At 47.2% G+C, this 23,518-nt stretch carries 31 protein-coding genes; 9 read left to right on the top strand and 22 right to left on the bottom strand.

Translation table 11 applies throughout. The features are described 5' to 3' along the window. Positions 1 to 83 precede the first annotated feature (83 nt). The 11 genes from I2D94_RS01305 to I2D94_RS01355 form a co-directional block, all read right to left on the bottom strand. On the bottom strand, positions 84 to 632 hold the full coding sequence (locus I2D94_RS01305) for a replicative helicase loader/inhibitor (RefSeq protein WP_195395352.1): 549 nt from the start codon (positions 630 to 632) through the stop codon (positions 84 to 86). Further along, entirely contained in the window at positions 625 to 1,413 is a 789-nt protein-coding gene (locus I2D94_RS01310; RefSeq protein ID WP_195395353.1) for a hypothetical protein, read from the bottom strand. Before I2D94_RS01310 ends, I2D94_RS01305 begins: the two co-directional genes overlap by 8 nt. 19 nt (positions 1,414 to 1,432) lie before the next feature. After that, the gene (locus I2D94_RS01315; RefSeq protein WP_195395354.1) at positions 1,433 to 1,849 is read right to left on the bottom strand and encodes a RusA family crossover junction endodeoxyribonuclease; all 417 of its coding nucleotides are present in this window, start codon (positions 1,847 to 1,849) and stop codon (positions 1,433 to 1,435) included. Further along, positions 1,833 to 2,351 carry a hypothetical protein gene (locus I2D94_RS01320; protein ID WP_195395355.1) on the bottom strand — a complete coding sequence of 173 codons (519 nt, stop codon included), beginning with the start codon at positions 2,349 to 2,351 and terminating at the stop codon, positions 1,833 to 1,835. The genes I2D94_RS01315 and I2D94_RS01320 overlap by 17 nt, the downstream gene beginning before the upstream one ends. A 15-nt stretch (positions 2,352 to 2,366) precedes the next feature. Beyond that, a complete protein-coding gene (locus I2D94_RS01325; RefSeq protein ID WP_195395356.1) occupies positions 2,367 to 3,221 on the bottom strand; it encodes a recombinase RecT in 855 nt (284 codons plus the stop codon). Then, positions 3,218 to 4,168: a YqaJ viral recombinase family protein gene (locus tag I2D94_RS01330; RefSeq protein ID WP_195395357.1), complete on the bottom strand. Its 951-nt coding sequence runs from the start codon at positions 4,166 to 4,168 to the stop codon at positions 3,218 to 3,220. The genes I2D94_RS01325 and I2D94_RS01330 overlap by 4 nt, the downstream gene beginning before the upstream one ends. Continuing rightward, on the bottom strand, positions 4,161 to 4,442 hold the full coding sequence (locus I2D94_RS01335; protein WP_195395358.1) for a hypothetical protein: 282 nt from the start codon (positions 4,440 to 4,442) through the stop codon (positions 4,161 to 4,163). Before I2D94_RS01335 ends, I2D94_RS01330 begins: the two co-directional genes overlap by 8 nt. Then, positions 4,429 to 4,707: a hypothetical protein gene (locus I2D94_RS01340; protein ID WP_195395359.1), complete on the bottom strand. Its 279-nt coding sequence runs from the start codon at positions 4,705 to 4,707 to the stop codon at positions 4,429 to 4,431. Before I2D94_RS01340 ends, I2D94_RS01335 begins: the two co-directional genes overlap by 14 nt. After that, complete coding sequence (locus tag I2D94_RS01345) at positions 4,707 to 5,207, bottom strand: glucosaminidase domain-containing protein (RefSeq protein ID WP_195395360.1); 501 nt, start codon at positions 5,205 to 5,207, stop codon at positions 4,707 to 4,709. The genes I2D94_RS01340 and I2D94_RS01345 overlap by 1 nt, the downstream gene beginning before the upstream one ends. 102 nt (positions 5,208 to 5,309) lie before the next feature. Continuing rightward, positions 5,310 to 5,657 carry a helix-turn-helix domain-containing protein gene (locus tag I2D94_RS01350; protein ID WP_195395361.1) on the bottom strand — a complete coding sequence of 116 codons (348 nt, stop codon included), beginning with the start codon at positions 5,655 to 5,657 and terminating at the stop codon, positions 5,310 to 5,312. Between the two features lie 142 nt (positions 5,658 to 5,799). Continuing rightward, on the bottom strand, positions 5,800 to 5,988 hold the full coding sequence (locus I2D94_RS01355) for a helix-turn-helix domain-containing protein (RefSeq protein ID WP_195395362.1): 189 nt from the start codon (positions 5,986 to 5,988) through the stop codon (positions 5,800 to 5,802). A 200-nt stretch (positions 5,989 to 6,188) separates the two neighbouring features. Here I2D94_RS01355 and I2D94_RS01360 point away from each other — a divergent pair, with 200 nt between their 5' ends. The 5 genes from I2D94_RS01360 to I2D94_RS01380 all read left to right on the top strand — a co-directional run bounded on the left by I2D94_RS01360 (position 6,189) and on the right by I2D94_RS01380 (position 10,113). Beyond that, positions 6,189 to 6,590: a helix-turn-helix domain-containing protein gene (locus I2D94_RS01360; RefSeq protein WP_072684005.1), complete on the top strand. Its 402-nt coding sequence runs from the start codon at positions 6,189 to 6,191 to the stop codon at positions 6,588 to 6,590. Beyond that, positions 6,591 to 6,902 (top strand): hypothetical protein, encoded by a 312-nt coding sequence (locus tag I2D94_RS01365; protein ID WP_195395363.1) that lies wholly within the window; start codon positions 6,591 to 6,593, stop codon positions 6,900 to 6,902. A 1-nt stretch (position 6,903) separates the two neighbouring features. Next, positions 6,904 to 7,626, top strand: coding sequence for an Ig-like domain-containing protein (locus tag I2D94_RS01370; protein ID WP_195395364.1), 723 nt, complete (start codon positions 6,904 to 6,906; stop codon positions 7,624 to 7,626). Between the two features lie 139 nt (positions 7,627 to 7,765). Continuing rightward, positions 7,766 to 8,926, top strand: a complete 1,161-nt coding sequence (locus I2D94_RS01375; protein ID WP_072684002.1) for a site-specific integrase — start codon at positions 7,766 to 7,768, stop codon at positions 8,924 to 8,926. A 347-nt stretch (positions 8,927 to 9,273) separates the two neighbouring features. Continuing rightward, positions 9,274 to 10,113: a DegV family protein gene (locus I2D94_RS01380; RefSeq protein ID WP_195395365.1), complete on the top strand. Its 840-nt coding sequence runs from the start codon at positions 9,274 to 9,276 to the stop codon at positions 10,111 to 10,113. Positions 10,114 to 10,618: 505 nt separating this feature from the next. Here the strand turns inward: I2D94_RS01380 and I2D94_RS01385 are convergent. Genes I2D94_RS01385 through I2D94_RS01415 form a run of 7 tightly spaced genes read right to left on the bottom strand, consistent with a single transcriptional unit; the run spans position 10,619 to position 16,302 of the window. After that, positions 10,619 to 10,927 carry an RnfABCDGE type electron transport complex subunit B gene (locus I2D94_RS01385; RefSeq protein WP_072684000.1) on the bottom strand — a complete coding sequence of 103 codons (309 nt, stop codon included), beginning with the start codon at positions 10,925 to 10,927 and terminating at the stop codon, positions 10,619 to 10,621. After that, entirely contained in the window at positions 10,924 to 11,109 is a 186-nt protein-coding gene (locus I2D94_RS01390; protein WP_072683999.1) for a hypothetical protein, read from the bottom strand. Before I2D94_RS01390 ends, I2D94_RS01385 begins: the two co-directional genes overlap by 4 nt. Before the next feature lie 3 nt (positions 11,110 to 11,112). Further along, entirely contained in the window at positions 11,113 to 11,694 is a 582-nt protein-coding gene (locus I2D94_RS01395; protein WP_139248583.1) for an electron transport complex protein RnfA, read from the bottom strand. Beyond that, positions 11,691 to 12,341: an electron transport complex subunit RsxE gene (gene rsxE, locus I2D94_RS01400; RefSeq protein ID WP_072683998.1), complete on the bottom strand. Its 651-nt coding sequence runs from the start codon at positions 12,339 to 12,341 to the stop codon at positions 11,691 to 11,693. Before rsxE ends, I2D94_RS01395 begins: the two co-directional genes overlap by 4 nt. 12 nt (positions 12,342 to 12,353) lie before the next feature. After that, positions 12,354 to 13,601 carry an FMN-binding protein gene (locus tag I2D94_RS01405; RefSeq protein ID WP_195395366.1) on the bottom strand — a complete coding sequence of 416 codons (1,248 nt, stop codon included), beginning with the start codon at positions 13,599 to 13,601 and terminating at the stop codon, positions 12,354 to 12,356. Positions 13,602 to 13,612: 11 nt separating this feature from the next. Beyond that, positions 13,613 to 14,992 (bottom strand): RnfABCDGE type electron transport complex subunit D, encoded by a 1,380-nt coding sequence (locus I2D94_RS01410; RefSeq protein ID WP_006058774.1) that lies wholly within the window; start codon positions 14,990 to 14,992, stop codon positions 13,613 to 13,615. 14 nt (positions 14,993 to 15,006) lie between these two features. Further along, positions 15,007 to 16,302, bottom strand: a complete 1,296-nt coding sequence (locus I2D94_RS01415) for an RnfABCDGE type electron transport complex subunit C (protein ID WP_072683995.1) — start codon at positions 16,300 to 16,302, stop codon at positions 15,007 to 15,009. 251 nt (positions 16,303 to 16,553) lie between these two features. On the opposite strand from I2D94_RS01415, the gene I2D94_RS01420 reads away from it, so the two are divergent. After that, the gene (locus I2D94_RS01420; RefSeq protein WP_229056713.1) at positions 16,554 to 17,672 is read left to right on the top strand and encodes an FAD:protein FMN transferase; all 1,119 of its coding nucleotides are present in this window, start codon (positions 16,554 to 16,556) and stop codon (positions 17,670 to 17,672) included. A gap of 168 nt (positions 17,673 to 17,840) precedes the next feature. Beyond that, complete coding sequence (locus tag I2D94_RS01425; RefSeq protein ID WP_195395367.1) at positions 17,841 to 19,706, top strand: LTA synthase family protein; 1,866 nt, start codon at positions 17,841 to 17,843, stop codon at positions 19,704 to 19,706. Between the two features lie 194 nt (positions 19,707 to 19,900). Here I2D94_RS01425 and I2D94_RS01430 read toward each other — a convergent pair whose 3' ends face one another. Both I2D94_RS01430 and I2D94_RS01435 read right to left on the bottom strand, forming a co-directional pair. Beyond that, the gene (locus I2D94_RS01430; protein WP_195395368.1) at positions 19,901 to 21,175 is read right to left on the bottom strand and encodes a glucose-6-phosphate isomerase; all 1,275 of its coding nucleotides are present in this window, start codon (positions 21,173 to 21,175) and stop codon (positions 19,901 to 19,903) included. Next, positions 21,172 to 21,537: a CvfD/Ygs/GSP13 family RNA-binding post-transcriptional regulator gene (locus tag I2D94_RS01435; RefSeq protein ID WP_020223945.1), complete on the bottom strand. Its 366-nt coding sequence runs from the start codon at positions 21,535 to 21,537 to the stop codon at positions 21,172 to 21,174. Before I2D94_RS01435 ends, I2D94_RS01430 begins: the two co-directional genes overlap by 4 nt. A 74-nt stretch (positions 21,538 to 21,611) precedes the next feature. Here I2D94_RS01435 and I2D94_RS01440 point away from each other — a divergent pair, with 74 nt between their 5' ends. Together I2D94_RS01440 and I2D94_RS01445 are read left to right on the top strand one after the other, a co-directional pair. Continuing rightward, positions 21,612 to 22,067 carry a divergent PAP2 family protein gene (locus I2D94_RS01440; protein WP_006058768.1) on the top strand — a complete coding sequence of 152 codons (456 nt, stop codon included), beginning with the start codon at positions 21,612 to 21,614 and terminating at the stop codon, positions 22,065 to 22,067. An 11-nt stretch (positions 22,068 to 22,078) separates the two neighbouring features. Further along, complete coding sequence (locus tag I2D94_RS01445) at positions 22,079 to 22,327, top strand: NifU family protein (RefSeq protein ID WP_006058767.1); 249 nt, start codon at positions 22,079 to 22,081, stop codon at positions 22,325 to 22,327. A gap of 82 nt (positions 22,328 to 22,409) precedes the next feature. Here I2D94_RS01445 and yunB read toward each other — a convergent pair whose 3' ends face one another. Beyond that, the gene (yunB, locus tag I2D94_RS01450; RefSeq protein WP_072683990.1) at positions 22,410 to 23,087 is read right to left on the bottom strand and encodes a sporulation protein YunB; all 678 of its coding nucleotides are present in this window, start codon (positions 23,085 to 23,087) and stop codon (positions 22,410 to 22,412) included. After that, on the bottom strand, positions 23,065 to 23,373 hold the full coding sequence (locus I2D94_RS01455) for a DUF1805 domain-containing protein (RefSeq protein WP_072683989.1): 309 nt from the start codon (positions 23,371 to 23,373) through the stop codon (positions 23,065 to 23,067). Before I2D94_RS01455 ends, yunB begins: the two co-directional genes overlap by 23 nt. Between the last annotated feature and the right edge of the window lie 145 nt (positions 23,374 to 23,518).

Here is a 23,518-nt window from a genome sequence, read left to right on the forward strand (position 1 = left end):
TACAAGCCGAAGTCCCTCCACAGCATTACTGCACATGACGTAAGACGGCGCCAAGTGTGGATAACGGCGTAGACGGTAAACCATCAGCATGACTTATCCTCAATTTCTTTTACGCTATCCCTTTTAGTAGCGATCATTCGTTTAACGCTGGATGGAAGCATTTCCACTTGCGCGAGCTGTTCCTGCCGGCGGCGAAACCCCTTAAGGAAGTTTGACTGCACCACGGTGTTGATATCTTCTGTGTCCATCTTTGCCCAATCACGGATATCGGACACACTGCACACCCACTTCACTTCTTCTGGCAATTTCGCATATTCTTCCTCCGCACCGTAGATTCCGTTGCGCATAGCGATCTTTACCGCTTGCCAGGCATCAGCTTCGGACAAGTGGTCCGGATGCATAATAAGTCGCATTTTCTCTTTGATCTGTCCTGGCGTTGGCGGATATCCGGAAGCGTCAGAAACAATGAATGATTTCAGCGCTGCGCCAACGATTACTGCGTCATCATCCTCAAACAAGCTCTGCCACAAGTTGACTGATTTTTTTATATCGTCCTCACTCTGCCGATAATAGAACGCCGGATAGGTTTGCTTTATGACAGCGAGGATCTTGGCGGTTTCTTGTTTATTCATCAAATTCACCTCTTTCCAGCATTTCAAGGAATGGATTCGTGCTTCCCTTTTTTTGCGGTACTGGCTGTTGGTTACCTCGGCTTTGATTCTGAGCCTTGGCGAGCCATCGGTTGATAAATCTGTTTATCCCCGACTTTGTTTTCCTTCTCTCTGGGTTGTTGATCAACCAGCCTTTCATATTTCTCAATTCCTGCATAATATCAACAGCAGGATAAAGTTCAGCAAATTGATCAACCAACTCCTGTGTCACGGGATGTTCATTCTTGCCTGTCAGAGGAAGCCTAATAACAACTTGCTCCGCACAAGTATTTAATGAATTATTTACTTCTTCTTTCTTTACTTCTTTACTTCTTAAATTCTTATATTCTTTAGATGTTGCTAAAGCAGTCGCTAAACTTTCATCACAAGTCTGTTGAACATCCGTTGATAAGTCTGCTAAATCTTTTGATAAAGGTCTGTCTTCAGGTATGTCGTTCGCTTGATACAGATCGAAGTTTTCTACCTTTATAATGCGGTAATTTGAGAATCGTCGGTTTGTGATTGTGTTTGTCATTTCCATGTGATTTAACGCTGTTCTAATCTGCGATTGCGTTAAACCTAAGTCATTAGATAAGTTTGCTAAACTTGTGACGCATTCTCCACGACCAATTTTCTCGTTTTTGAACCTCGTTTCTTTCCAGTTTGCAGACAATAGAAGGTGAAGAAAAACGCGCATTGTGTTTGTGTCACCGTACCATTCCCACTCCTTTAATTTGCGATGTATTTTAATGTATCCAGCCACACCTATTACCTCCTAATTGTCACTCCTCCATCGCCAAGCGAACCTCAACACAAGGCCTTTCCGAATAGACTTTCTCCACCCTCAAGCTGGTTACCTGACTATCATCCTTAAATGCGATTTGATTCAGACTATCAAGAATGATTTTTGCGATATTATCGAGATCTGGTTTCTTCATCGGACTGATCTCGCCTAAAACCATCGATGCCCTTTTACGTTTAGATGCTGATTTAGGGATACTGAAATAAGCGATAATTTCCGCTTTAACTTTACCTTGCACTGGCGTGTGATACGGATATGCCGTTTGGAATGATAGCCTTACCAAATTCTCATAATTAATCGTATCTTTAGGAGTGTAGGCGATCCCAGAGCGTGTAACTCTGGGTCTCGCCTTTGCTTTTGGTTCGCCGGGAACAACGAAGCTAATTATCTTCATCATCGCGATTGTCACCGCCAGAAACAGCCGAATCTTCAACGCTTTCTTCTTCTGTGTGTTCTATGCTGGCTTTGTCTAAATCGTTCTCAGAAGTCTTGTCTGGGGCTTCTGAGAACATGATGTTAATTTCCTTTGCTTGAGGCTCTTCGCCTCCGAACAAGTCAGCTTGTCCAGGCGCTTCAGTTTTTACCTCAGTCATTTTGTATTCGATTAGACGTCCAACATCGTCGATCGATCTCGTAATATCCATTCTGTCTTTAACAATCTCTTTTTTTACGATTTTTGAATTCGTACTGGCAGAAATCGCAATCGTTTCTTTATTAGATGTTGCCGAGATTTCAAACTCAATAATGATTTTTCTTGGTTTTGTTGGATTTGTTCGTGGATCGTCAATATTCTGTAGAACCGTCGCGAGTTCATCACAGAAACCATCGATCAATTCTGGATCTGAAAGAATGGTTTCTGCGCCGTTGTTTTTTAACACTTCTCTATCTGTAACAATCATTATTTTTCTCCCATCTTACAGCAGGCTCGGCTGGTCCGCCGCTTTTCCCTTCACTTCTCCAGTTTCTTGATCTACCGAATATTCATTTTCAACTTCCGCTTCATAGATTTCATTCTCGTTAGGAACTAAAGTCATATCATCGGAAATATCTGATTTAATAGTTTCATCAGTTTCAATCTGACGAACAAATTCAGTTTTTATAGGCGCATATTTCAGAGCTTTCTTAAGTACCGTTTTCTTCGCCATTTCCTCAAAGTTTGTTTGCCACGGACCATCACTATAAGATTTTGAATATTTTTTAGCGTGTGCTTTAACATCTTCTACGCTCATAACTTCGAAGCCTTCACCGCCATTTACCGTTTTGAATACAGCGTAGAACCAAACCGGATTTCCACGGTTAGATTTTGCGGGAACATGATGTAATTTCGGTGTTAAACCGAACTCGAAATCAAATTCGTCATTTTCGTAAACAGTTTGAGCCATGATCGTTTTGACCTCTCCGCTTCGATAAGCAAGATCAATTAAGCCCTTGTAACCTAACTGAAAAGTACAAGCTGATTTATACGGAATTAAGTATGCTTGGCCAAGTGGTGTGTTTGGCTCAAGCCCAAGTTGAGCTGCATTCATCATGGCGGCTAGGAATGATTGAGGTGTGCATTCTGCTAATTTTTTATTGGAAGAAATTGCTGATAACGCAATGCGTGTAAATCTTTCCGGCGTCATTACTTTAGGTAACGCCTTGGCAATTTCTCCTTGCATGGAAACAACATAATCTTTTAATGTAACGTTTCCTTTCTTTTTACCTTCCACAGCACTTTCTGCCGCTTTGGTAATAGATGTAGCCTTATTGTTTACTGTCTGACCATTCATTGTTCATAATCCTCCTCTTTTATTTCAAATTTTCTAAACGAAATTTCTTTTTGACACTCCGAGTAAATATCTGGATATTTCTTTCTTAACGTCTCAGTGTCAATTCGATTTTGCTTTGCTGTTTTCCAACAAACTTTGTAGTTATTTATCTGTCCATATTCATGATCTCCAAGATCTTTCTTCAGTTCATTTTTAAGCTTATCTATTTGTTTTTCCATGCTTTTCTTCGACTTTTCAAGATCCCTAATAGAACTGATAATTTCTTCTCGGCCAAACAAATCTATTGCACCGTATCCTTCCGGATAGCGTTGTAGAAGGGTGTTTGATGTCGATTCAGATCCGTCAATAGGGGGTTCTTCATCATTTACGACATAATCCCAGAACATCTTTTCCGCTGATATCAATGCGTTGATAGCTTCCTCATCACGTTCGACAACATACCAATAAAAACCCTTGCCAAGAACGAGAATTGCTATATACACTCGATCTGCGCCTGTTGTTGCCATGTAATGGACACATTGAGCATAATAGTTATCCGGAATCTCGCCTTTTTTATATTGAACCCTTGTTAAAGCGGATGCGGTTTTGCACTCTAAAATTGCATTTTCTCCTACAATTATCCTGTCAACATTAGCGAGCATAAATGGATAATCTTTTCTCTGATAACTAAAGTTAGATTTTCTAACTTTTTTGCCTGTTTCTTCCGTAAAGCGGTAGGCTACATATTCTTCTAAATCGCGACCTTGCCGCATTGCTTCATTATCTTCATTATTAGTTATCTTTCCTGTCTTTTCACACCACAGCGTATATGCTGATTTCCAAGGATTCAGTCCAAGCACAGAACCTGCATCACTTCCGCCAATTCCTTTGTTTCTATCTTTTAGCCATTCTTCTCTGGTTCCTGGGATCTTAAGCTTAATTACATTGGAATTTCTTTTCCTAGACATTCCCCAGGATCCCTTCTTCGCACATAATTTCAATTTCTTCTTTTTCAAACTTTGTCTGAATTATTTGTGAGCATTCATTGCGAAGGTTTTCTACAAATTTCGAGTAACAATTTGGACACATCGTTCCCCCGAATACCTTGTGTTCTTCACCAGTTTCACACTCATGACCGCAATCGCATTCGTAAGCCAGCTCAAATTCCGATTGCATTTGACATCCGGTGCTGTAAAGGAAATTTTGCTCCTGTCTCCAAATCTGATCTTCAACTCTTGTCATTGCCGAATACCTCTTTAATTAGTGCCTCCGCTAAATTCTTAAAGGATTCATCATTACTGCACTCACATGTTCGACATTTTTCATCGTGTACTTTTGCCAATCCGGATGAAACAGCGTTTATAATTTCATCCTCAGTTAACTCTTGTCTCGCAAAATCAGTGACGGCAGCCAGCATAATAAGCTTATCCAGCTTTTGCCCGGTCATATATCCTTTAACCTTGCATCCACCAATCTCTATGAGGATTGTTGGTTTTTCAAATTTCATTATTCTCCTCCTGCCAGCTGCTCCATCAGCCGGACTATCTTGTCAGTATCCTCGGCCTCCGACCACAACGCACGTTGTTGGGCTACCGTGGTCAAACCGTTGTTATAGTAGTCGGCCATAATCTCCATCATACGCCGCAGGCCCTCCGTCGCCGTGCTGTACTGGCAGTACCGGTCACCGCACCGGATGCCGGCTGGATTGTGTTTGGTCAGCCAGGCTGACGATGATCCCCAGCCGGTCTCCAGTACAAACACCGCCGCGGCGTAGACTGGGCTGATCTGATACTCCTCGGCCAGTTCCAGCAGTGCTACCGGCACCACGCCGGCTGCTTTGCCGATTGGCTGCCAGTCGTGCCAGCTGACGTCCATGTCTACGGTATAGGCCGGCGTATCAGGCTGATAGAGATCGATCACGGTCATCGTTTGCGGTGCGGGTGTCTCGGCCTCTGCGGATGGCAGGTTAAGCGTCACACCAGCAGTAATTGCGGCTGTGAGGACCACAAGGGCCGGGCGTCTAATCCGATACTTTTTCATTTAATTCTCCCTTCCTTCACAAGCTCAAACGCTTGTGATAAAATAGAGATGAATCTTTTGCAATGGGATTCATCTTTGGGCTTTCCGGGTGCCACCGGGGAGCCCTTTATTTTGCTGTATCATTGCGATCTTGCAATGATCTGAACTGGATAAGCACTTACCTTTGTTTTCATCAAGAAAGCGTTGAAGTTCGTTTTCTGCATAGATGCTTCCTGTTCCTACTTTAATTCCTGTGATAAGACCTTGCCTTACCCAAAAGCAGAACTTATCATAAGTTACCCCTAACACTTCCGCAGCTTCTTCTGCAGTATAAGCAAGACGTTGGATCACGCTTTCACCTCGCTTCCTTAAAAAACTTGAATCAAAATTTCTAGGATAATGCCGATCAAGTAGATGATCAGCATTTTGTAGAGACATCCTACTTTGGCTTCTAGTTCAGAGAGCCGGTCTGTTAATCCGGTTCTTTTAGGCACCATCATGAATAAGCACACAATGAGAGCCATTAGAAGAAAGCATCTAATCAGCGATAAAATAAACCCGATTTTGTTCATACATCACCTCACTCCTCCAGGAAATACTCAATCGGAACATCGAAATAGTCAGCCAAGATCTTCAGCTTGTCGACTTTGGGCTTGGATTTTCCCTTCTTCCAATCAGTAAATACGGTAGAATTTAATCCTGTCTCTTTGGCAACTCGATAGGCAGTAATACCTCTTTCTTCGAGAAGTTGAGCAAACTTGTTGTACAAAATATCACCTCTTTCTTATTTAATAGTTAGGAAATTCTTGATATTTAGGATTTTCGATGGTATATTTAAAGTGTCAAATCAAATATATCAGCACACTCTTTATTTAGAATTTTCTAACCACCTAAATATTACATTAGATTATTCTAAATGTCAATCGTCTTTTTTAATTTTGTTTTTCTAAACAGTTTAGGAGTGATCTAATGTACGAAATTCTTGAGGATCTATTAAAAAAAAAGGGTCTTACTTTTTACCGTTTGGCTAAAGAAACTGGCATAAATGCAGCAGTCTTTTCTGAATGGAAAAAAGGCAAATCACAGCCGAAGTATGACAAATTATCGAAGATCGCAGATTACCTCGGTGTATCTGTTGATTATTTAATGGGTAAAGAGGAGGATGATACCCTAGACCAATATGGATTCAAAAAGGAGGAAGTGTATGCATACTTCCGCGACAATCCCGATCTGCTTGAAACTTACAGGCACATAACCGAAAACGATAACGTTAGAATCCTTTTTGATAAATGCAGAGATCTTACCGTAGAAGATCTGAAACCGGTCCTTATCCTGATCGACGGAATAAGAAAAGAAAAAGGTCTAAAATAAATGACCTTTGAAGAATATTGTGACTTACACAATATCAGGATAAAAATCGATTACAGTTTGACCTATGCAGGGAGAGGATTCTGCTATTATGACGGAGATGAATACCATGTATTTGTTAATGGCCGTTTAGGTTATCAGCAACAGAGAAAAACTACAATCCATGAAATTATTCATATTATGGAAAACCATTTCTACAAACCAGCAGGAGCTTCTTCCGTCGATCAATGCGAGGAAGAAGTTCACGAAATTATAAAAAAATTGAAAGTATTTGAAAGGGAAGGCGAAGATCTTTGCCTTATTATAGGGGATTAATATGAAAGTTATAGGTAAGACCATTTTTGCTGTCTCGCTCTTATTATTAGCGTCAGGATGTAAATCCTCAATGGTTGAAAAAATAGCTATAACACCGGCATCATTAACGGTAATAAAGGGAGAGAAAACTGAATTCAATGTTTACATTACTCCAAGCGATCCTGATAAAAAAAGTATTAGTTGTAAAATCAGTGATGAAAACATTGGAAAAACGTCAGGAATACTTAGTTATTATGTAAAAGGCATTGATGTCGGTTCTGCAGTTGTCACTTGTTCTGATAAGTACAGTGGCGTAGTAAGCAACGAAATGGTTGTAAATGTTGTGCTTTCAGAAGAAGAAAAAAATAAGCTCGAAGCAGAAGCGGAAAAAAATAGAGTTATTGACGATCGACCAACAACAATCATCACAGAAATACAAAATGCTATGGTCGAAAACGAGCTAAACGGAAGTGACCTCTATGGTGGTAAAAACTTTTTAATCACAGCAAATATCGAAGAAATAAGTTCGACGCTGTTTAAAGGTAATCCCCTTATAACATTCAAACAAGGTAATGTTCTATTTAACTGTGCCTTTGATGGAGATCATGTTGCTTTTAGAAATATGCGAAAAGGTGATCAGTTAACATTTACTTGCACTTATGATGGATGGGGAATAGAAGCTGAATTTACAGGCTGCTATTGCTCCGAAGAAGAACTTTCACGTTTTTGGACGCCAGAAGAATAAAATAAAAAAGCCCAGCCGCTACCAACGGCCGGGAAATGGATCCGAGCTACCAACAAGGATCCAAGCATAGAAAAATTGTCCGCCAGACAATACTTTTTCTATGCTCTGATTTTATCATAAATATGAGAGGAGCGCCAGTATGGCAAACAAATTCAAAGCTGAAAAACACATTCGTCAACGCTATTCTGATAGAACAAAGTTATGGACATTCCAAGTCAATATTCAGTATAAAAACGAATATGAAAACTGGGAAACTTATAACGAATCGTTTAGTGAGAAAGACTACGGCTCTGCAAAATTAGCATTTACTGCCGCTGTCGATCACAGAAATGAAATGCTGAAGCAAATTGCCACGGTTGGAATTAAAAAAGTAAAGCCAATTCCTTTAGACAAAGTTTACGACGATTCTGTAATTCTTTTCCCCCGGCGAAAAGAAACAATAAGAAAACGTAAACAGGTTTATGACAAGTATATTAAACCGACGCTCGGACATACGGATATAGCTAAAATCACATCTTACCAAGTCCAGTTGAACCTGAACTCTTTGATTGAGGACTGCACAAATACGACGATTGATAGAGTTTATACCTGCTGGCAATATCTCTTCCGCACAGCACGCATGAAGAAGTACATCAGCATCAATTTGATGGAAGAAGTCATTAAACCAAAAAGTCTGGCGTTAAAAGTAAAAAAGAAAAACAACAAGACTGATTATGATACACTCATAAAAATAATGGACAAAATGAGAGAATGCACCCGTAACAGTGATAAAGATAAATTTGAAACAGAAATTATGATTTATGCCTTGTTTATGTTATACTATACAGGTATGCGGCCGTGCGAATGTTTCGCTTTGACTCGCCAAGATATTTCTATCAAGGAAAGAACCATTAGTGTGAATAAAGAAATTGGTTCTTCTGCCACCGAGTACAATGTCCTGCGCGCAACAAAAACAGAATTGTCAACGCGGATAATTCCTATTGTTTCAGACTTAATTCCAATTCTTAATGATTTATTGGCTTACCAGGACTCAGAATTTCTATTTGCGAAATTTGACGGTACCCTATTCGATATTGACAAGGTAACGAATAAAGTGAGATATGCATCCCGGATGCTTGGCATAAATTTTAATATGTATCAACTTCGACACCAGTTCAGTACAGATCTGATCACGGAAGGGGTTGATCCAAGGACTGTTATGGAATTAATGGGACACAACAATGCCGGAATGACGATAGATTATGCCAGATCGAATGAAGAACTAAAATTGAAAGCTCTCGAAGATCGTCTCCGCAGTTAATATCTTGCCATATATTTGCCATAAATTTGCCATATTTTTTCTCAAAAACGTTCAAAAACCTTCAAAAGGAAAATTACGCATACATCAAAAAAGCCTTTAAATACAGGAACATTCAAAAACATTCAAAGAAAACTGAGCATAAAGATGTCTGGTCGATCGCCCCATTAATAGTTCGCACAGGACATCTGGATTCAGGTGTCCTTTTTCTTAAAATGATGAATTTATCCAGAGGCCAGGCAATTTTAAAGATTTGTCTAATAAATCCAAAAGAACCGGGGAAACTTAGAAAAGTCTTTCCCAGTCGGGGAATGTCTTATGGTATAATTGTAAAGCACGAGGTGAAAAAGATGCCAAAAATAGCAGTGATGACGGATTCGTCCGCCGATATTAATACCCAACAAGCAGAACAGATGAAATTGACCGTCATGCGGTTTCCTTTAATGATTGATGGTCAGGAATACATTGAAGAAATGGAAATTAAAACGCCGGAATTCATTCGCCGGATGGAACAGGGGGCGATCGTCAAGACCTCCCAGGCGCATTTGGGAAAATTAATTCAACAGTGGAGTGACTTATTAAAAGAATATGATGAAATTCTCTACATTCCGCTTTCCTCAGGTTTAAGTGGTTCCTATCAATCCGCCCTAACCGCTTCGGCCGCTTTTGATGGACGGGTAACCGTCGTTGACGCCCGTTTTGCCTGTTATCCTCTCGCCTGGCTTTGTCAATGGGCGCTGGAACAGGTTGAAGCCGGCCGCAGCTGCGATGAAATCAAAAACAAAATCGAAGAAGAAGCTGATCTGTGGGCAGCTCTGATTCCGGAAAAGCTGGAGTATCTGAAACGGGGCGGACGAATTTCCGCAGCCGCCGCGGCGTTGGGCAATCTTCTGAAAATTGTCCCAATCCTCAAGGTGGAACACGGCAGTATCGACGTACTTGGCAAAGTTCGTACAGTAAAGAAAGCCTATCAAGTCGGATTGGACGCAATCGCAGAAGTCGTGGATCCCACTGAGTATGAGTGGATGATCGTTGAAGCTGATATGAAAGAAGAAGCTGAGGAATTGAAACGGCAGATGGAAGAGCGAATTGGACAGCCGGTCACCATTCACGCGATGGGTCCCATCATCATGGCTCATACCGGACCGCGGACATTAGGTTACGGACGCGTTAAAAAATTGAAATTCTAAGCCGGAGCGATCCGGTTTTTTTATTTTCTTACCAGATATAAAAAATCAGGACTATCGTACTCAGTGAACCCCGTCTATTCGCTCCCTAAAAACGCCCATTCGCTCCAAAACACTTGACAACACTAAAGCTGTTGGATTGAAACAAAAACAAGAGCCAAACTTTTGACCTTACTTCAAAGTCTATTCGCTCCCTAAAAACGCCCATTCGCTCCAAAACACTTGACAACATTGGAGCTGTTGGATTGAAACAAAAACAAGAGCCAAACTTTTGACCTTACTTCAAAGTCTATTCGCTCCCTAAAAACGCCCATTCGCTCCAAAACACTTGACAACACTAAAGCTGTTGGATTGAAACAAAAACAAGAGCCAAGCTTTTGATCTTACATCAATGTCTATTCGCTCCCTAAAAACACCCATTCGCTCCCAAATCAGTCCAATTATTCAGAAAATCAAAAAAACAGCTGTCCGTTGTTCTTGAATTGCGAACAAACAGACAGCTGTTTCATTATGCCTTAATGTTAATCGTGTTGCCGTCCGGTCCCGGCGTTGTCGTCAAATACTCAACGATCTTTGCGCGGGCATCCGGTTTGCTTGGCTTACAAGCCGAAGCCGTAGCGACCTCGCCGGCCACCATCGCTTCCGCCATGCCGGAGCATCCGGCAAAGCCGCAGCTTCCGCAGTTATAGCCTGGAAGCATTGCCGTTACTTTTTCAACGCGTTCGTCGACTTCCACTTTGAACACGTTGGAGGCAATCCCCAGAATCAAACCGAGAACGGCGCCGACCACAAACATCATGATAATTGCTGTAATCATTCTTTATTCTCTCCTTTTGATTGTTTCAGTACGGGGTTATGAGCGCAGGAAGTAATCTTGCAGCCCTCACACTCCGCCGTCAGATCCTCGCATCCTTCAGGTACCGGCGTTTTACTATTCAGATAGTAGAACAAGCCGAACAACGCTCCCAGTCCGATTAAGACCAGGATTGCGATGACCATGGATTAAACCAGTCCGGCAAAGCCGCTGAACGCCAGCGCCATCAGCGCCGCAACGATCAGAGCGATCGGATTGCCCTTGAAGGAAACCGGGGTGTCCGCCGCGTCCAGGCGTTCCCGGATCGTGGAGAAGATGTAGAGAACCAACGTGAAGCCGATTGGGATGCCCAGAGAATACACCAGCATTTCAGGGAAGGTAAAGCCCTGCTTGATGTTATCCAGCGCAACGCCCAGAACGGCGCAGTTCGTTGTGATCAGCGGCAGATAGATCCCCAGCGACTTATATAAAGCCGGAGAGAACTTCTTGATGAACATTTCAACAAACTGAACAAAAGAAGCGATGATCAGAATGAATGACAACAGATCCATATATTCCAGAGAATTCGGTTCCAGAACCAGCTTATACAGACCATAGGTCAGGATTGAAGCGCCGAAGATAACAAATGTAACCGCCGCACCCATGCCGATCGCTGAACTTTTATTCTTGGAAACGCCTAAGAATGGGCAGACGCCCAGAAACTGCGACAGGATGACGTTGTTAATCAGCACTGCCGAAATAAACAAAGTAAATAAGTTAGCCATCGTTATTTAGCCTCCTTTTTCGCAGCCTTCGCCGCCTGTGCGTTTTTATACGCTGTCAATGCCGCCGCTAAGACCGCAAAGGTCAGGAATGCGCCGGTCGGCGAACCGAACATCGAAATCGTGAAGCTTTCCGGAATCAGACGAACTTCAAAAATCAACTGGTTCGTAAACGGATTGGTAAAGTTGATTAATCCCGTCGCAATAATCTGACGGATTAAGGACATGACGACCAACGCGCAGGTATAGCCCAAGCCCATGCCTAAACCATCCAATGCGGAATCCAGCACGCCGTTCTTGCTCGCAAAGGCTTCCGCCCGGCCTAAGATAATACAGTTAACGACGATCAGCGGCAAAAACAGTCCTAACGCCGCGTCGATCGAAGACGCATACGCTTTGATCAACAGTTCAATACTCTTAACCAGCGCCGCAATAACGACGATGTAGACCGGAATCCGGATCTCATCCGGAATGATCTTGCGCATCATCGAAATGATGACGTTGGATAAAATCAAAACGATAATAACGGAAACGCCCATGCCGATGGCATTGTTGAGCGATGTGGTGATGGCCAGCGTGGAGCAGCATCCCAGATACAGCCCGAATACTGGATTCTCGCGGATGAAGCCCGCTGTAAAATTCTCTTTACGATTCATTGTTCATCCACCTCATTTCTGGCTGGCCGCGAACGCTGCGCGGACCGCTTCAATCGCGGAATTGCTCGTGAAGGTGGCGCCCGACTTGACGTCAACCTTGGCAATTTCATCGTCCGACTTCAAACCGGCAAATCCCGCCAGATATTCGTCGTTGACCGCGTCGCCAATTCCGGTCGTATCGTTAAAGCTTGTCATTTTAACGCTGACGACTTCCTGCTTGTCAGTATCAATGACGATTTCATATTCGTTATCGCCCTGGAAGCCTTTCGCCGTCGCAGTATAAGTCTTTAATGCGCCGTCCTCCGATGTCAGAACCGCGGCATCATCGCTGTCATCGCCAGCGACCGGCTGATCCGCCGCATCCTGATTGTCCGCTGCGAAAACCGCGTTCCAGGCAGCCTTGACGGCATCAATAGCCGAATTACTCGTATACGTTGCGCCCGACTTTACGTCGATGCCGCCGATCGCGTCTTCGCTGTTCAGTCCGGCAAACCCGGTCAGATACTCATCGTTGACCGCATCGCCGACGCCCGGCGTATCGTTGAACGCCGTCATCGCAACGCTGACGATTTCCTGCTTGTCGGAATCAAGCACAACAGTATAGGTATTGTTGCCCTGGAAGCCCTTGGCTTCAACGGTAACCGTAACCTGGCTGCCGTCGGCCTTCTGATCCAGAACTGTCGCTGTGGAAGCCGGTGTTTCCGGTTCCTTGGATGCTTCTGGCGTTGCCGGGGTGCTTGGCGCAGGAGCCGCGTTGCCCGTTAACGAAGCATAGACAGCCTTGGCGGCGTCTAAGCCCTTGACAACCGCCGTGGAGGAAATCGTTGCGCCGGACAGCGTGTCGATCTGATCACCGGTGGTCTTGCCGATGACGGTATTTCTGAAATCGTCTTCCGCGACGCGGCTGCCGATGCCGGAAGTTTCCGCAATCGCAATCACATCGTAGCCGACGATCTTGGAATCGTTATCAATGCCCAGTACAAATTTAATCGTGTCTTTAAAGCCGGAAGTTTCGACCTGGAACATATAGCCCTGGCCTTCCGCCTGATAGACGCCGGTGACTAATCCGGAGTCATCCGTGTAATCTGTTACTTCCGTATAGGTTGTGCCCGGGAATACTTTTTCCAGGCTGCCCATCACTTCAGCCAAAGCATTGGCATTGATTTTCGCCGCGGTGACTTCGTTGACTGCCGCCAGCAGGCCGCCGGCCAATGCGCTGACAATGGCTAAGAAACAGGCCAGATACAAAGCTTTTTTCATTTCTGACCTCCTTAATTACCGGCGTTCAATGCCTGAATAATGGCATCTTTCGCCGATTTGCTGGTATAGCTCGCGCCGGAAACATTATCCACCGCGTTGACGTCGTCTTCGCTCTTCGCGCCGACAAACTGGCTCAGGTAATCGTCATTGACGCCGTCGCCGATACCCGGAGTATCGTTGAACTCCGTCATCTTGACGCTGACAACCTCGCCCTTGGCCGTGTCGATGACGACCTCAAACTGATTGTCGCCCTGGAAGCCATGCTGCGTGACGTTGTACGTCGTTTCCGTACCGTTGGTCGCGCCTGCTTCCGCAGAACCCGCGGCAACTGGTTTGATCGTGCTGCCGACCAACAGCGTGATCGCCAGACCCGCAACAAACAGGATCGCCAGGTTGCGGATGTTCTTAGATTTCATTTTGATCTGCTGGCCGTCGGTCAGACTTTCGATCAGCGGTGTCAGCATGTTCATGATCAGGATCGAGTACATGACGCCTTCCGGCAGATTGGAACGCAGCCGCAGAACGATCGTGATGACCGCACAGCCGACCGCAAACATAATCCGGCCTGCAGCGCTGGTCGGGTTGGTGACCGGATCGGTCATCATGAAGACCGCGCCGAACATGGCGCCGCCGGTTAACAGGTGGAACAGAGCATAGCTGATCGGCGCGCCGTGCATCAGGCCGACGCCGGCTGCCAGAACAAACAACGTGATCAGATAAGTTGCCGGAACGCGCCAGTCAATGACCTTGCGGATCGCCAGGATCACGCCGACAACCAGAATCACCAGTGCGCTTGTTTCGCCGATAGCGCCCGGATACAGACCGACAAACATGTTTCCCAAACCGCCAAACGGCTTCAGGAAGCTGCTCATGCCTTCCGCGGAATTGATAATCCAGTTCTGCGCCGCCATCGAAGACGTCGGCGTTGCGCCGGTCACAATATCGGCCGCCGCCGCGCCCGCAAACGAGGCGAAGATCGTCGCACGGCCCACGGCCGCCGGGTTGAAGATATTCTGTCCGAAGCCACCGAAGACCAGCTTGCCGAAGAAGATCGCGATCACTGTCGCGACCGCTAAGGCATAGTATTCAATCGACAGCGGGCACATCATCGTCAAGATGATCGCCGTCACCCACGGATAAGAATTTTTCAGACTGTTCAGGATGTCCTTCTTCGTAAAGACACACCACAGGATCTCCGTGCCGCAGGCGCTGACGATCGCCGTGATCATCAACAGAATTGCCCGCAAGCCGTAAGACGCTGAAAAATTGGTAAAATAATAATACAGTGAAAATGCAAATACCGCCAACAGCCCCAAGGTCAGCTCGCCCATGATCCGGCCGGTGCTCTGACCATCACGATAGTTCGGGGACGGTTTAAAATTAAATTTCATACAAACTCCCCTCCTTATTTCTTAGCGCGCAGAGCCATGTAGCGCTTCGCTCTCCGGACGCCTTCAGTGACGTCGATTTTCGACGGGCACACAAAGCTGCACATGCCGCATTCGATACATTCCATGATGCTCAGCTTTTCCAGCATCGCAACGTTCTTGGACTTTTCCGCCTGATTGATCCGGACCGGCTGCAATCCCGCCGGGCAGTGATCCGAGCAGCGTCCGCAGCGCAGACAAGCCACCTGATTGACCGGTTTGTTCTTCAGTACGGTTAACGCGTTGCTGTACGGCGTGATGACGAACTGATCGGTCGTGATCGTTTTGCCCATCATCGGACCGCCCGCGATCAGCAGCACATCTTCCCCGCTGTAACCGCCGCAGGCCGCGATCACATCCGCTGCCTTGACGCCGACCGGCACCAGAACATTGGCCGGCGTGTTGATGCCGTCGCCGCTGACCGTCACATATTTGTGCGTGATCGGCATGCCCTTGGTCAGCGCCTGACCGAATGCAATCGCCGTCGTCGCGTTGTTGACGATGACGCCGACTTCGCCCGGCAGCTTTTCATAACGCTTCTTGGTGATTTCATAGACCAGCGTGCGTTCCCAGCCCATCGGATAAACGTCCGGAACTTCCTTGACGTTGATGTTGCTGTAATCCTTGAACGCTTCGACAACCGTCGGAATAAAATCCTTCTTCGTCGTCTTGATCGCGATCGCCGCTTCCTTAGCGCCTGACATTTTCAGCATCGCCGCCACGCCGGTGACCAGATCCTGCATGTTCATGCTGGAATTCTTGTAATCCGCCGTGATGTACGGTTCGCATTCGACGGCGTTGATGATCAGCAGATCAATGCCCTTGCAGCCTCTGTACTTGACATAGCTTGGAAAACCCGCGCCGCCGCAGCCGACGATGCCGGCGTTCATCATGAAGGAAACCAGTTCCTCCTGCGTCGCCGTTTGATAGTTCAATGTGCCGAATGGCTGTTCTGTTTCGTTTTTGCCATCATTTTCAATGACAAGATGATCGACCGGACGCAAGCCAGCATGCATCATTTTCTGGATGCCTTTGACTGTGCCGGATACAGATGAAAAGTAAGGAACTGTAAAATGATCATTCCGCTTGGCGATCATCGTTCCGACTTTTACTCTGTCACCTTCCTTAACCAACACTTCAACTGCCGTTGAATTACCGTTAATTAAAGGAATGTATACAAGGCTGCCCGCTTCAACCTTGACAAGCTCGGTATGACTTGTAAGCTCTTTGTGACCGTCCAGATGCTTGCGCATCGGTCCCGTTAATAGTGACATTCCGTCCACCTCTTCCTTTCCTCAAATACCGAAAGCCTCTGGCAAACACAAAAAATCGACGGTGATCGATTTTTTCATTATCCGCCTTTCGCTTCGGAGCTATTATAGCATTATCGCTATTAATTTTAAACGTTTTTTCCACATCTATTTAGATAAATTTCAAGTTTTTTCACCCTGGATTCGTTTTGAAAATGTTTCCTTTGGGTAGTATCGCCCGACGATTTATGCTAGAATCTTCACGGGTGATTCAAATGAATAAAAAAGCAATGTCGCTGGCGCTGGCCGGCCTGCTGATGCTGGGCGGCTGTCAAAGCAAGCCGAAGGAGCCGGAGCTGACGCGTTATTCCAATATGGCGCTGGACGCCGGCTTCGACACGGTGATGACGTTAACCGGATTTACTGAAAAAGAAGAACAGTTCAATCAGTATTTCGCTGAAATGAAGCAGCTGTTTCTCCACTACAACGCGTTGTTTGACGTCTATAACGATTACGACGGATTAAACAACATCAAGACGATCAACGACAACGCCGGGATCGAACCGGTCAGCGTCGATCCGGAAATTATCGAGCTGCTTAAGACGGCAAAAGAATTTTATGATTTATCCAACGGCGAGTTTGACGTCACGATGGGCGCGGTACTCAAGATCTGGCATACTTATCGCGAGGAAGGCATCGCGTTAAACAACGAAGGCCAGCTGGGCAAAGTGCCGCCGCTTGCCGAATTGGAGAGCGCAAAAGCGTGCACCGGCTGGGATAAAGTGGAAATCGACGAGATCGCCGGCACGGTCTATCTGAATCAGGGCTGCGCTTCCTTAGACGTCGGCGGAATCGCCAAGGGCTTCGCGGCCGGCAAGGTCCAGCAGAAGCTGATCGAAGCGGGTCTGGTTCACGGCACGGTCGACGCCGGCGGCAACATCTGCACGATCAACGACAAGCCCGGCGGCCAGCAATGGCGCGTCGGCATCCGCAATCCATCCGGCAACGGCTCGCTGGCGGTCGTCACGCTGCCCGGCTCCGCGGCGTTTGTCTCCAGCGGCGACTACGAACGTTTCTACGGTGCCGAGGACGGCAAGCTCTATCATCACATCATCGACCCGCAGACGCTGTTTCCGGCGACCTATTACCATCAGGTCACGATCGTCACGGAAAATTCCGGCTACGCCGACGCGCTGTCGACGGCGCTGTTCACAATGAGCTATGACGACGGTCTGGCTCTGATCGACCGCTTCCGCCAGACCTATCCCGATCAGCCGATCGAGGTCATGTGGGTCATGGATCCCGACCAGGTCCCTTCGGGCGTCAACAGCGTCATGTCGGGCGAATATGCCGTTGTCATGACGGATTCGATGAAAGATTATCTCGCGCAATAAACATTTTTGTCCTTACGATAGGATCCGGTCTTCCTGAGGAAGCCGGATTTTTATTTTCTTCCGCGCTGGAATTTTAGTCATTCCCGTTGATTTGTCCGTTTTTTTCCCGGCTCTTTTTGTGTAAACTAAAACTCTGGAAAATCTGAACTGAAGGAAAGAGGGAACACCATGAAAACGAAGAAATCGAAGCCGGCGGTTTCCCCGCTGGCCTACAAGCTGATTCTCAGCGCGGGAATCACCCTGCTTCTCATCAGCATTCATTATTCTTATTTTTCACCAGCCGGTTATGGCGACTGGATGCTGGGCGCGCTGGCGGCGTTAATCAACTGTCTGATCTGGGGACTGCGGGCGCCCTGGGACAAGCTTGCCGGTCAACTGTGCACGCTGCTGTACTTCCTGTATATTGCCGGCCAGAGCTTATATTACCGCTTATTCGGTCAGTACATTTTCTTATCGACCGCCATCGGCCTGCGCAGCGAGGCCACGCAAAATCTCGGGGCCGGTTTCAGCGCCGTGCTGCCGCAGGACTGGCAGTTTCTGATAGCCCTGATCCTGATCTTTCTGCTTTTAACAACGCTGAAGCCGCAGCCAGCACCGGACGGAAAGCGACGGATGAAATTTTTTTTGGGCGCTTTCATCTGGCTGGGTTTGAGCATGGCATGCAGCCTTGTGTTTTACGGCAAGCTCAACGCTGAGGAAGCCGACAAATTTTACTACACTTATTCTGATCAATACCTATACGAACACGTCAGTTCTCCCCGCCAATTTGTTGAGCTGTTCGGCCCTGAAGCATTCTTCCTGCGTGACCTGAAGCTCAACCAGCTCGAGCCGCTGCGCTTCCGTTCGCAAAAGCGTCAGGCACAGGAAGAAATTGCGGCTTATCTCCAATCCGCTCCGACCCAGCCCAACGCGCAAACGGGCTTGTTCAAAGGCAAAAATCTGATTTTCTTTGAAGCGGAGTCGCTGACTCAGGCGGTCATTGATCCCCTTCTGACGCCGACGCTCTATCAGCTCCAGCAAAAGGGCTATAACTTTGTGAATTACACTGCGCCCCTGCTTCAAGGCTCGACCAGCGACGCGGACTTCATGCTGAACCTCAGTTTGATGCCCAACAACGAAGGCGTGATCGCGATGCAGCAATACGCGGGCAACACCTATCCGGTTTCCCTGGCGAAAGGATTTGCCAGCCAGGGCTATTCCGCCATCGCCGCGCATAATGGAACGAAGGAATTTTACAACCGCGATCAATTCTATGCGCAGATCGGCTATGAAGATTTCTGGGATCTGGGCGTTTTGGGGCCGGAATATGGCACCTCCGACGCCGTGTGCATGGAAATTATCGAGTGGATGATCGACGATTCGCAGCCGTTTTTCCTCTACGACATCACTTACAGCGGCCATCAGGGCTACGAACAATCCGATTTAACGGATCACAATGCCGAAACTGCCCGGGAATACGCCGCCAGCTATGCAAAGGTCAGCCAGCGCTATCCGCAGCTGGACGAACAGGTCAAAGTTTATCTCGCTAAAAGCATGAGTCTGGATCTGGCCGTCGCCTCCGTGATCGATCATTTCCAGCAGAAAGGCACGCTTGATCAGCTCGTCATCGCGGTTGCCGGCGATCACCGGGCCAAAGGTTTTTCTGAAACGGTCATCGAACAGACCGCAAAACAGCTGGCTACTCACGGCTCGCTGGAAGAGGTGCCGTTCTTCATGTGGTCACCTTCGATAGAAGGTCAGACGATTGAAAAACCCGGCACTGATATCGACGTCCTGCCAACCTTATTTAATCTCTTTGCGATTGACGTTCAGCCGGAACTGATCATGGGACATGATTTCTTTGATCCCCGCTATCCGGGATACGCCGACGACGACCGCCAGATTCTGACCAACAATTACCGTTATGACAAGCAAACCCGAAAATTCAGCGATCTGAACATTCCGCTGCAGCAGGCGATGGAAGAAAATGAACATTGGCTGCGAATTCACGAAATCGCCAATTTGATTTTAAAATATGATTATTTCGCAGAATAGCTTGGGCTTCAGCCCAGCGGCGATGATCGGTCTGCGCTGTTTCAGACCGTTTGTCCGTTCTGTTCTGTGCAGCCTGAAAATCATGCCTGCGCATAAAAAAAAGTGAAACCTTTCGGCATTCACTTTTTTATTCTTTGCTTGTGCTGCTTTGCTGATTCCTTTCATCAAACTGAGAAATCGAGAAAGTCCCAGACTTAGTTCTTGCCCAGCAGGCGGAACATGTTTTTCTTATACACTTCGACGCCCGGCTGATTGAACGGATTGACGTTGAGAAGATAAACGCTGACGGCGCAGGCTTTGAAGAAGAAGTAGCACATATAGCCGAAGGTTTCTTCCTTCATGTCCGGCATCGTGATGATCAGATTCGGCACATTGCCGGTGACTTCATGCGCTTCCAGCGTGCCCTGGCATGCCATCTTATTGACCCAGTCCAGGCTTTTGCCGGCCAGATAGTTCATGTTATCCAGATTTTCCCCGTCGCTTGGGAACGTGCCGTCCAGCGTCGGAGTCTCCACTAACAGCAGCGTTTCATAAAGCATTTTCTTGCCTTCCTGAATAAACTGGCCTAACGAATGCAGGTCGGTCGAGAACGTCGCGCTGCATGGCAGAATGCCCTTGCCTTCCTTGCCTTCGGATTCGCCGAACAGCTGCTTCCACCACTCGGCGATCATCGCCATCTGCGGTTCATAGGTGACCAACATTTCCGCATCCTTGCCCTGATTCTCCAGAATCCGGCGGGCAACGGCGTACTGATACGCCGGATTGACATGCAGATCCGGGTTCTTCAGATCTTCATACGCCTGGGCAAAGCCCTTCATGACCGCGTCGATATCAATCCCCGCCAGCGCCATCGGCAGTAAGCCGACCGCTGTCAAAACGGAATAGCGGCCGCCGATATCGTCCGGAATGACAAACGTTTCGTAGCCTTCCTTATCCGCCAGTTCTTTCAGAGTGCCGCGCGCCTTGTCGGTCGTCGCCAGAATCCGCTTCCGGCATTCTTCCTTGGAATATTTCTTTTCCATCAACTGCTTCAGCATTCTGAACGCCATCGCCGTTTCGGTCGTCGTGCCGGATTTGGAAATGACGTTAAGAACGATTTCCTTATTCTGAATATACGCTTCCACCTGCTTGAAATACGTGCTGGAGAACGTATTGCCGATGAAGATGACTTCCGGTCTGGCCTGACAATACAGCCCGCGCATCATCTCAATCGCTGCCCGCGCGCCCAGATATGAGCCGCCGATGCCGCATACCAGCAGCACGTCGCACTGGCCTTCCAGCCGTTTGGCCGCCGCCTTGATTCTTTCAAATTCTTCATGGTCATAGCTGTTCGGCCATTCGACCCAGCCGATGAAATCGTTGCCCGCGCCGCTCTTTTCATGCAGCTGGGTATGTGCCAGCGTTACCGCTTGTTGATAATCGAAAATGTTTTCCTGCAGATGCGCATGCGAAGTGTCAAATTTGATCATACTGTTTCTCCTTTATTTGCTTCCTCGATCCAGCGGTCCAGGTTTTCGGCCAGCGACCGGAATCCAATTTTCATGACTGGCAGACGACTGGCCTTCCCCCGCCCGCGTTCCTTGCGGAATGCCGTGGGATGCAGCGCTTTTAAGGACAGCCGCGCCTGATGCGTAGACTTGTCAAAATCAATAATTTTAACCTTCACGCGATCATGGACATGAACGAAATGATTAACGTCCTTAACGAAGCCCTCCGAGATTTCCGAGATGTGAATCAGTCCTGACGTTTCCTCATCCAGACTGACAAACGCCCCATAAGGCTGAATCCCGGTGATCGTTCCCTCCACGATTTGTCCGATTCGATACTGCATAGACGCCTCCAATCTTTTTTTATTATATCACCTCCTTGCGTTTTTGTGATATACTAATTCTCGAGGTGAGCACCATGCTTCAACAGATGTATCCGTTCTGGGCTGCGATTGTAGCCAATTTAACAGCGCAGCTGCTTAAGCCCGTTATCCGCTACATACGAACCCGGGATTGGGACTGGCATCTCGCCTTGGAAAGCGGCGGTTTTCCCAGCTCGCATACCTCGACGGTAGCGGCGCTGACGCTGGCCGTCGGGATCACGGATAATTTTTCGTCGACGTTATTTGCCGTCACGCTGATGTTTTCGCTGATCGTCGCTTACGACGCCGCCAACGTCCGTTATTATGCCGGACAGAACATCCGGATTACGCAGCAGCTGATCAAGGATATCCAGATTCTGACGCAGACCCGTCTGGACGATCCGATTTATCTGACCAAGGTCAAGGAAGTGCTGGGACACAAATGGATTGAAGTCTTCGGCGGGATTATCCTCGGCTTAATCATCGCCGGGCTGATGTATTTTATAAGATAAGGTGATAAATTATGGAAACCATGGAAACTCAAGTTAAAAATGTTATTGAAAAGATCCGTCCGTATATTCAGCGCGACGGCGGCGACGTGGAATTCGTCAGTCTGGAAGACGGCATTGTCACCGTTAAAATGCTGGGCGCCTGTTCCGAATGTCTGTCGTTAGACGCGACGCTGAAGGATGGGATCGAAGCGATTCTTCTCGATGAAGTTCCCGGCGTAACGGAAGTCCGCATGGCGCCTTCCGAGCCGTTGTTCTTCTAATCGCAGCGAAACAGGCAAAAAACCGCAGATGCGGTTTTTTTATTGGCTTCTCCCCTTTAAGATATCCCTGACGTTTAACGAATCAGGCAAGCTGGCCGACCATCAGCTGCGGAATCTGCCCCTGCACAATTTGCATAACCAGCGGAATCTTAACTTCAATCTGTTGGGGATCGAGCAGAAACGGGCTGATCACCAACATCTCCACGCTGATCTTCAAGTCGATTTCCAACAGAGTGCTGTTGATGCCATAGGCCGTGGACACGGCGTCGATCTGCCCAACCAGACTGTTGACGGCACGCATCCGGATGTCAATCGAAGGTCCGACGTTTGCCAGCAGCACCGATCCGGTCAGCATTCCGACCGGCAGAGAATAAATGATGCCCTTATCGTAATAAACAAGATGGGTGTGCGGGTCCGTTTCCCCTTCTTCCGCAGCATTCAGCGATTCCTGAGCAGCGTCCAGCGACAGGCTCATCAATTCATTCATCCGCTGCGTATCATAAACGATATCCGTAATGTTGCCCTGCCCATCCCGCTGTACCCGGATCAGATCTTCCGTTTTCAAATTCAGCGAATCGACCGCCCGCTTGATCACGGACGAGGCTGCATTGCGGACTTCGCTGGCAGCGACTTTCTCGACATGCGGCTTAAGCAGCGCATTGATCTGACTGAGCGTCCGGTTGCCCAGCCAAACCAGCGCCGCGGCGATCACGACGAGCGCCAGCCAGCGCCGGTTCCTATCCCGTTTCCGTTTTTTCATGCATCACCTTCAGCAGCGCTTCCTTCCCGCTCATTCCTATATATATTCCCAAGCGGGCGGCGGTTGACGTCATCGCTGTAATTTTTCCGTTTAACAGTCCGTCTTTTCCCGGTTTCAGCACCTGAAAGGCTGCGATTTGTTTTGTTTCCAGAACGTTCAGGTCCCAGCTTTCATCAACCAGCACCGCCTTTGTACAGACGATCATCCGACAGGTCCAGCGCGGCAGAAACAGCGTGATATCCATGAACCGATACGCCTCGATTTCCAATGTTTTTAACTCGATCATAGCCCAGCCTCCTCCCCTATCAGTATAGAGAAAGATTGACATTTGGTGCGTTCCTTTTTTCGAAACGCCAGAGGAAAAGCGAGGTGCTTCAGCCTGGCCATTCCCGATCGAATTTCGAAAAGAAAAACGACGAAACCAGGGCCAC

Origin of the sequence: Holdemania sp. 1001302B_160321_E10, from assembly GCF_015552275.1 — a bacterium.
Lineage (GTDB): Bacteria > Bacillota_I > Bacilli_A > Erysipelotrichales > Erysipelotrichaceae > Holdemania.

Bases quoted from the DNA above. Each gene is read 5' to 3' on its own strand.
- I2D94_RS01305 (WP_195395352.1), bottom strand. From the start codon at position 632: ATGAATAAACAAGAAACCGCCAAGATCCTCGCTGTCATAAAGCAAACC.
- I2D94_RS01315 (WP_195395354.1), bottom strand. From the start codon at position 1,849: ATGATGAAGATAATTAGCTTCGTTGTTCCCGGCGAACCAAAAGCAAAG.
- I2D94_RS01320 (WP_195395355.1), bottom strand. From the start codon at position 2,351: ATGATTGTTACAGATAGAGAAGTGTTAAAAAACAACGGCGCAGAAACC.
- I2D94_RS01325 (WP_195395356.1), bottom strand. From the start codon at position 3,221: ATGAATGGTCAGACAGTAAACAATAAGGCTACATCTATTACCAAAGCG.
- I2D94_RS01330 (WP_195395357.1), bottom strand. From the start codon at position 4,168: ATGTCTAGGAAAAGAAATTCCAATGTAATTAAGCTTAAGATCCCAGGA.
- I2D94_RS01335 (WP_195395358.1), bottom strand. From the start codon at position 4,442: ATGACAAGAGTTGAAGATCAGATTTGGAGACAGGAGCAAAATTTCCTT.
- I2D94_RS01340 (WP_195395359.1), bottom strand. From the start codon at position 4,707: ATGAAATTTGAAAAACCAACAATCCTCATAGAGATTGGTGGATGCAAG.
- I2D94_RS01350 (WP_195395361.1), bottom strand. From the start codon at position 5,657: ATGTCTCTACAAAATGCTGATCATCTACTTGATCGGCATTATCCTAGA.
- I2D94_RS01360 (WP_072684005.1), top strand. From the start codon at position 6,189: ATGTACGAAATTCTTGAGGATCTATTAAAAAAAAAGGGTCTTACTTTT.
- I2D94_RS01365 (WP_195395363.1), top strand. From the start codon at position 6,591: ATGACCTTTGAAGAATATTGTGACTTACACAATATCAGGATAAAAATC.
- I2D94_RS01370 (WP_195395364.1), top strand. From the start codon at position 6,904: ATGAAAGTTATAGGTAAGACCATTTTTGCTGTCTCGCTCTTATTATTA.
- I2D94_RS01375 (WP_072684002.1), top strand. From the start codon at position 7,766: ATGGCAAACAAATTCAAAGCTGAAAAACACATTCGTCAACGCTATTCT.
- I2D94_RS01380 (WP_195395365.1), top strand. From the start codon at position 9,274: ATGCCAAAAATAGCAGTGATGACGGATTCGTCCGCCGATATTAATACC.
- I2D94_RS01385 (WP_072684000.1), bottom strand. From the start codon at position 10,927: ATGATTACAGCAATTATCATGATGTTTGTGGTCGGCGCCGTTCTCGGT.
- I2D94_RS01390 (WP_072683999.1), bottom strand. From the start codon at position 11,109: ATGGTCATCGCAATCCTGGTCTTAATCGGACTGGGAGCGTTGTTCGGC.
- rsxE (WP_072683998.1), bottom strand. From the start codon at position 12,341: ATGAATCGTAAAGAGAATTTTACAGCGGGCTTCATCCGCGAGAATCCA.
- I2D94_RS01405 (WP_195395366.1), bottom strand. From the start codon at position 13,601: ATGAAAAAAGCTTTGTATCTGGCCTGTTTCTTAGCCATTGTCAGCGCA.
- I2D94_RS01410 (WP_006058774.1), bottom strand. From the start codon at position 14,992: ATGAAATTTAATTTTAAACCGTCCCCGAACTATCGTGATGGTCAGAGC.
- I2D94_RS01415 (WP_072683995.1), bottom strand. From the start codon at position 16,302: ATGTCACTATTAACGGGACCGATGCGCAAGCATCTGGACGGTCACAAA.
- I2D94_RS01420 (WP_229056713.1), top strand. From the start codon at position 16,554: ATGAATAAAAAAGCAATGTCGCTGGCGCTGGCCGGCCTGCTGATGCTG.
- I2D94_RS01425 (WP_195395367.1), top strand. From the start codon at position 17,841: ATGAAAACGAAGAAATCGAAGCCGGCGGTTTCCCCGCTGGCCTACAAG.
- I2D94_RS01430 (WP_195395368.1), bottom strand. From the start codon at position 21,175: ATGATCAAATTTGACACTTCGCATGCGCATCTGCAGGAAAACATTTTC.
- I2D94_RS01435 (WP_020223945.1), bottom strand. From the start codon at position 21,537: ATGCAGTATCGAATCGGACAAATCGTGGAGGGAACGATCACCGGGATT.
- I2D94_RS01440 (WP_006058768.1), top strand. From the start codon at position 21,612: ATGCTTCAACAGATGTATCCGTTCTGGGCTGCGATTGTAGCCAATTTA.
- I2D94_RS01445 (WP_006058767.1), top strand. From the start codon at position 22,079: ATGGAAACCATGGAAACTCAAGTTAAAAATGTTATTGAAAAGATCCGT.
- yunB (WP_072683990.1), bottom strand. From the start codon at position 23,087: ATGAAAAAACGGAAACGGGATAGGAACCGGCGCTGGCTGGCGCTCGTC.
- I2D94_RS01455 (WP_072683989.1), bottom strand. From the start codon at position 23,373: ATGATCGAGTTAAAAACATTGGAAATCGAGGCGTATCGGTTCATGGAT.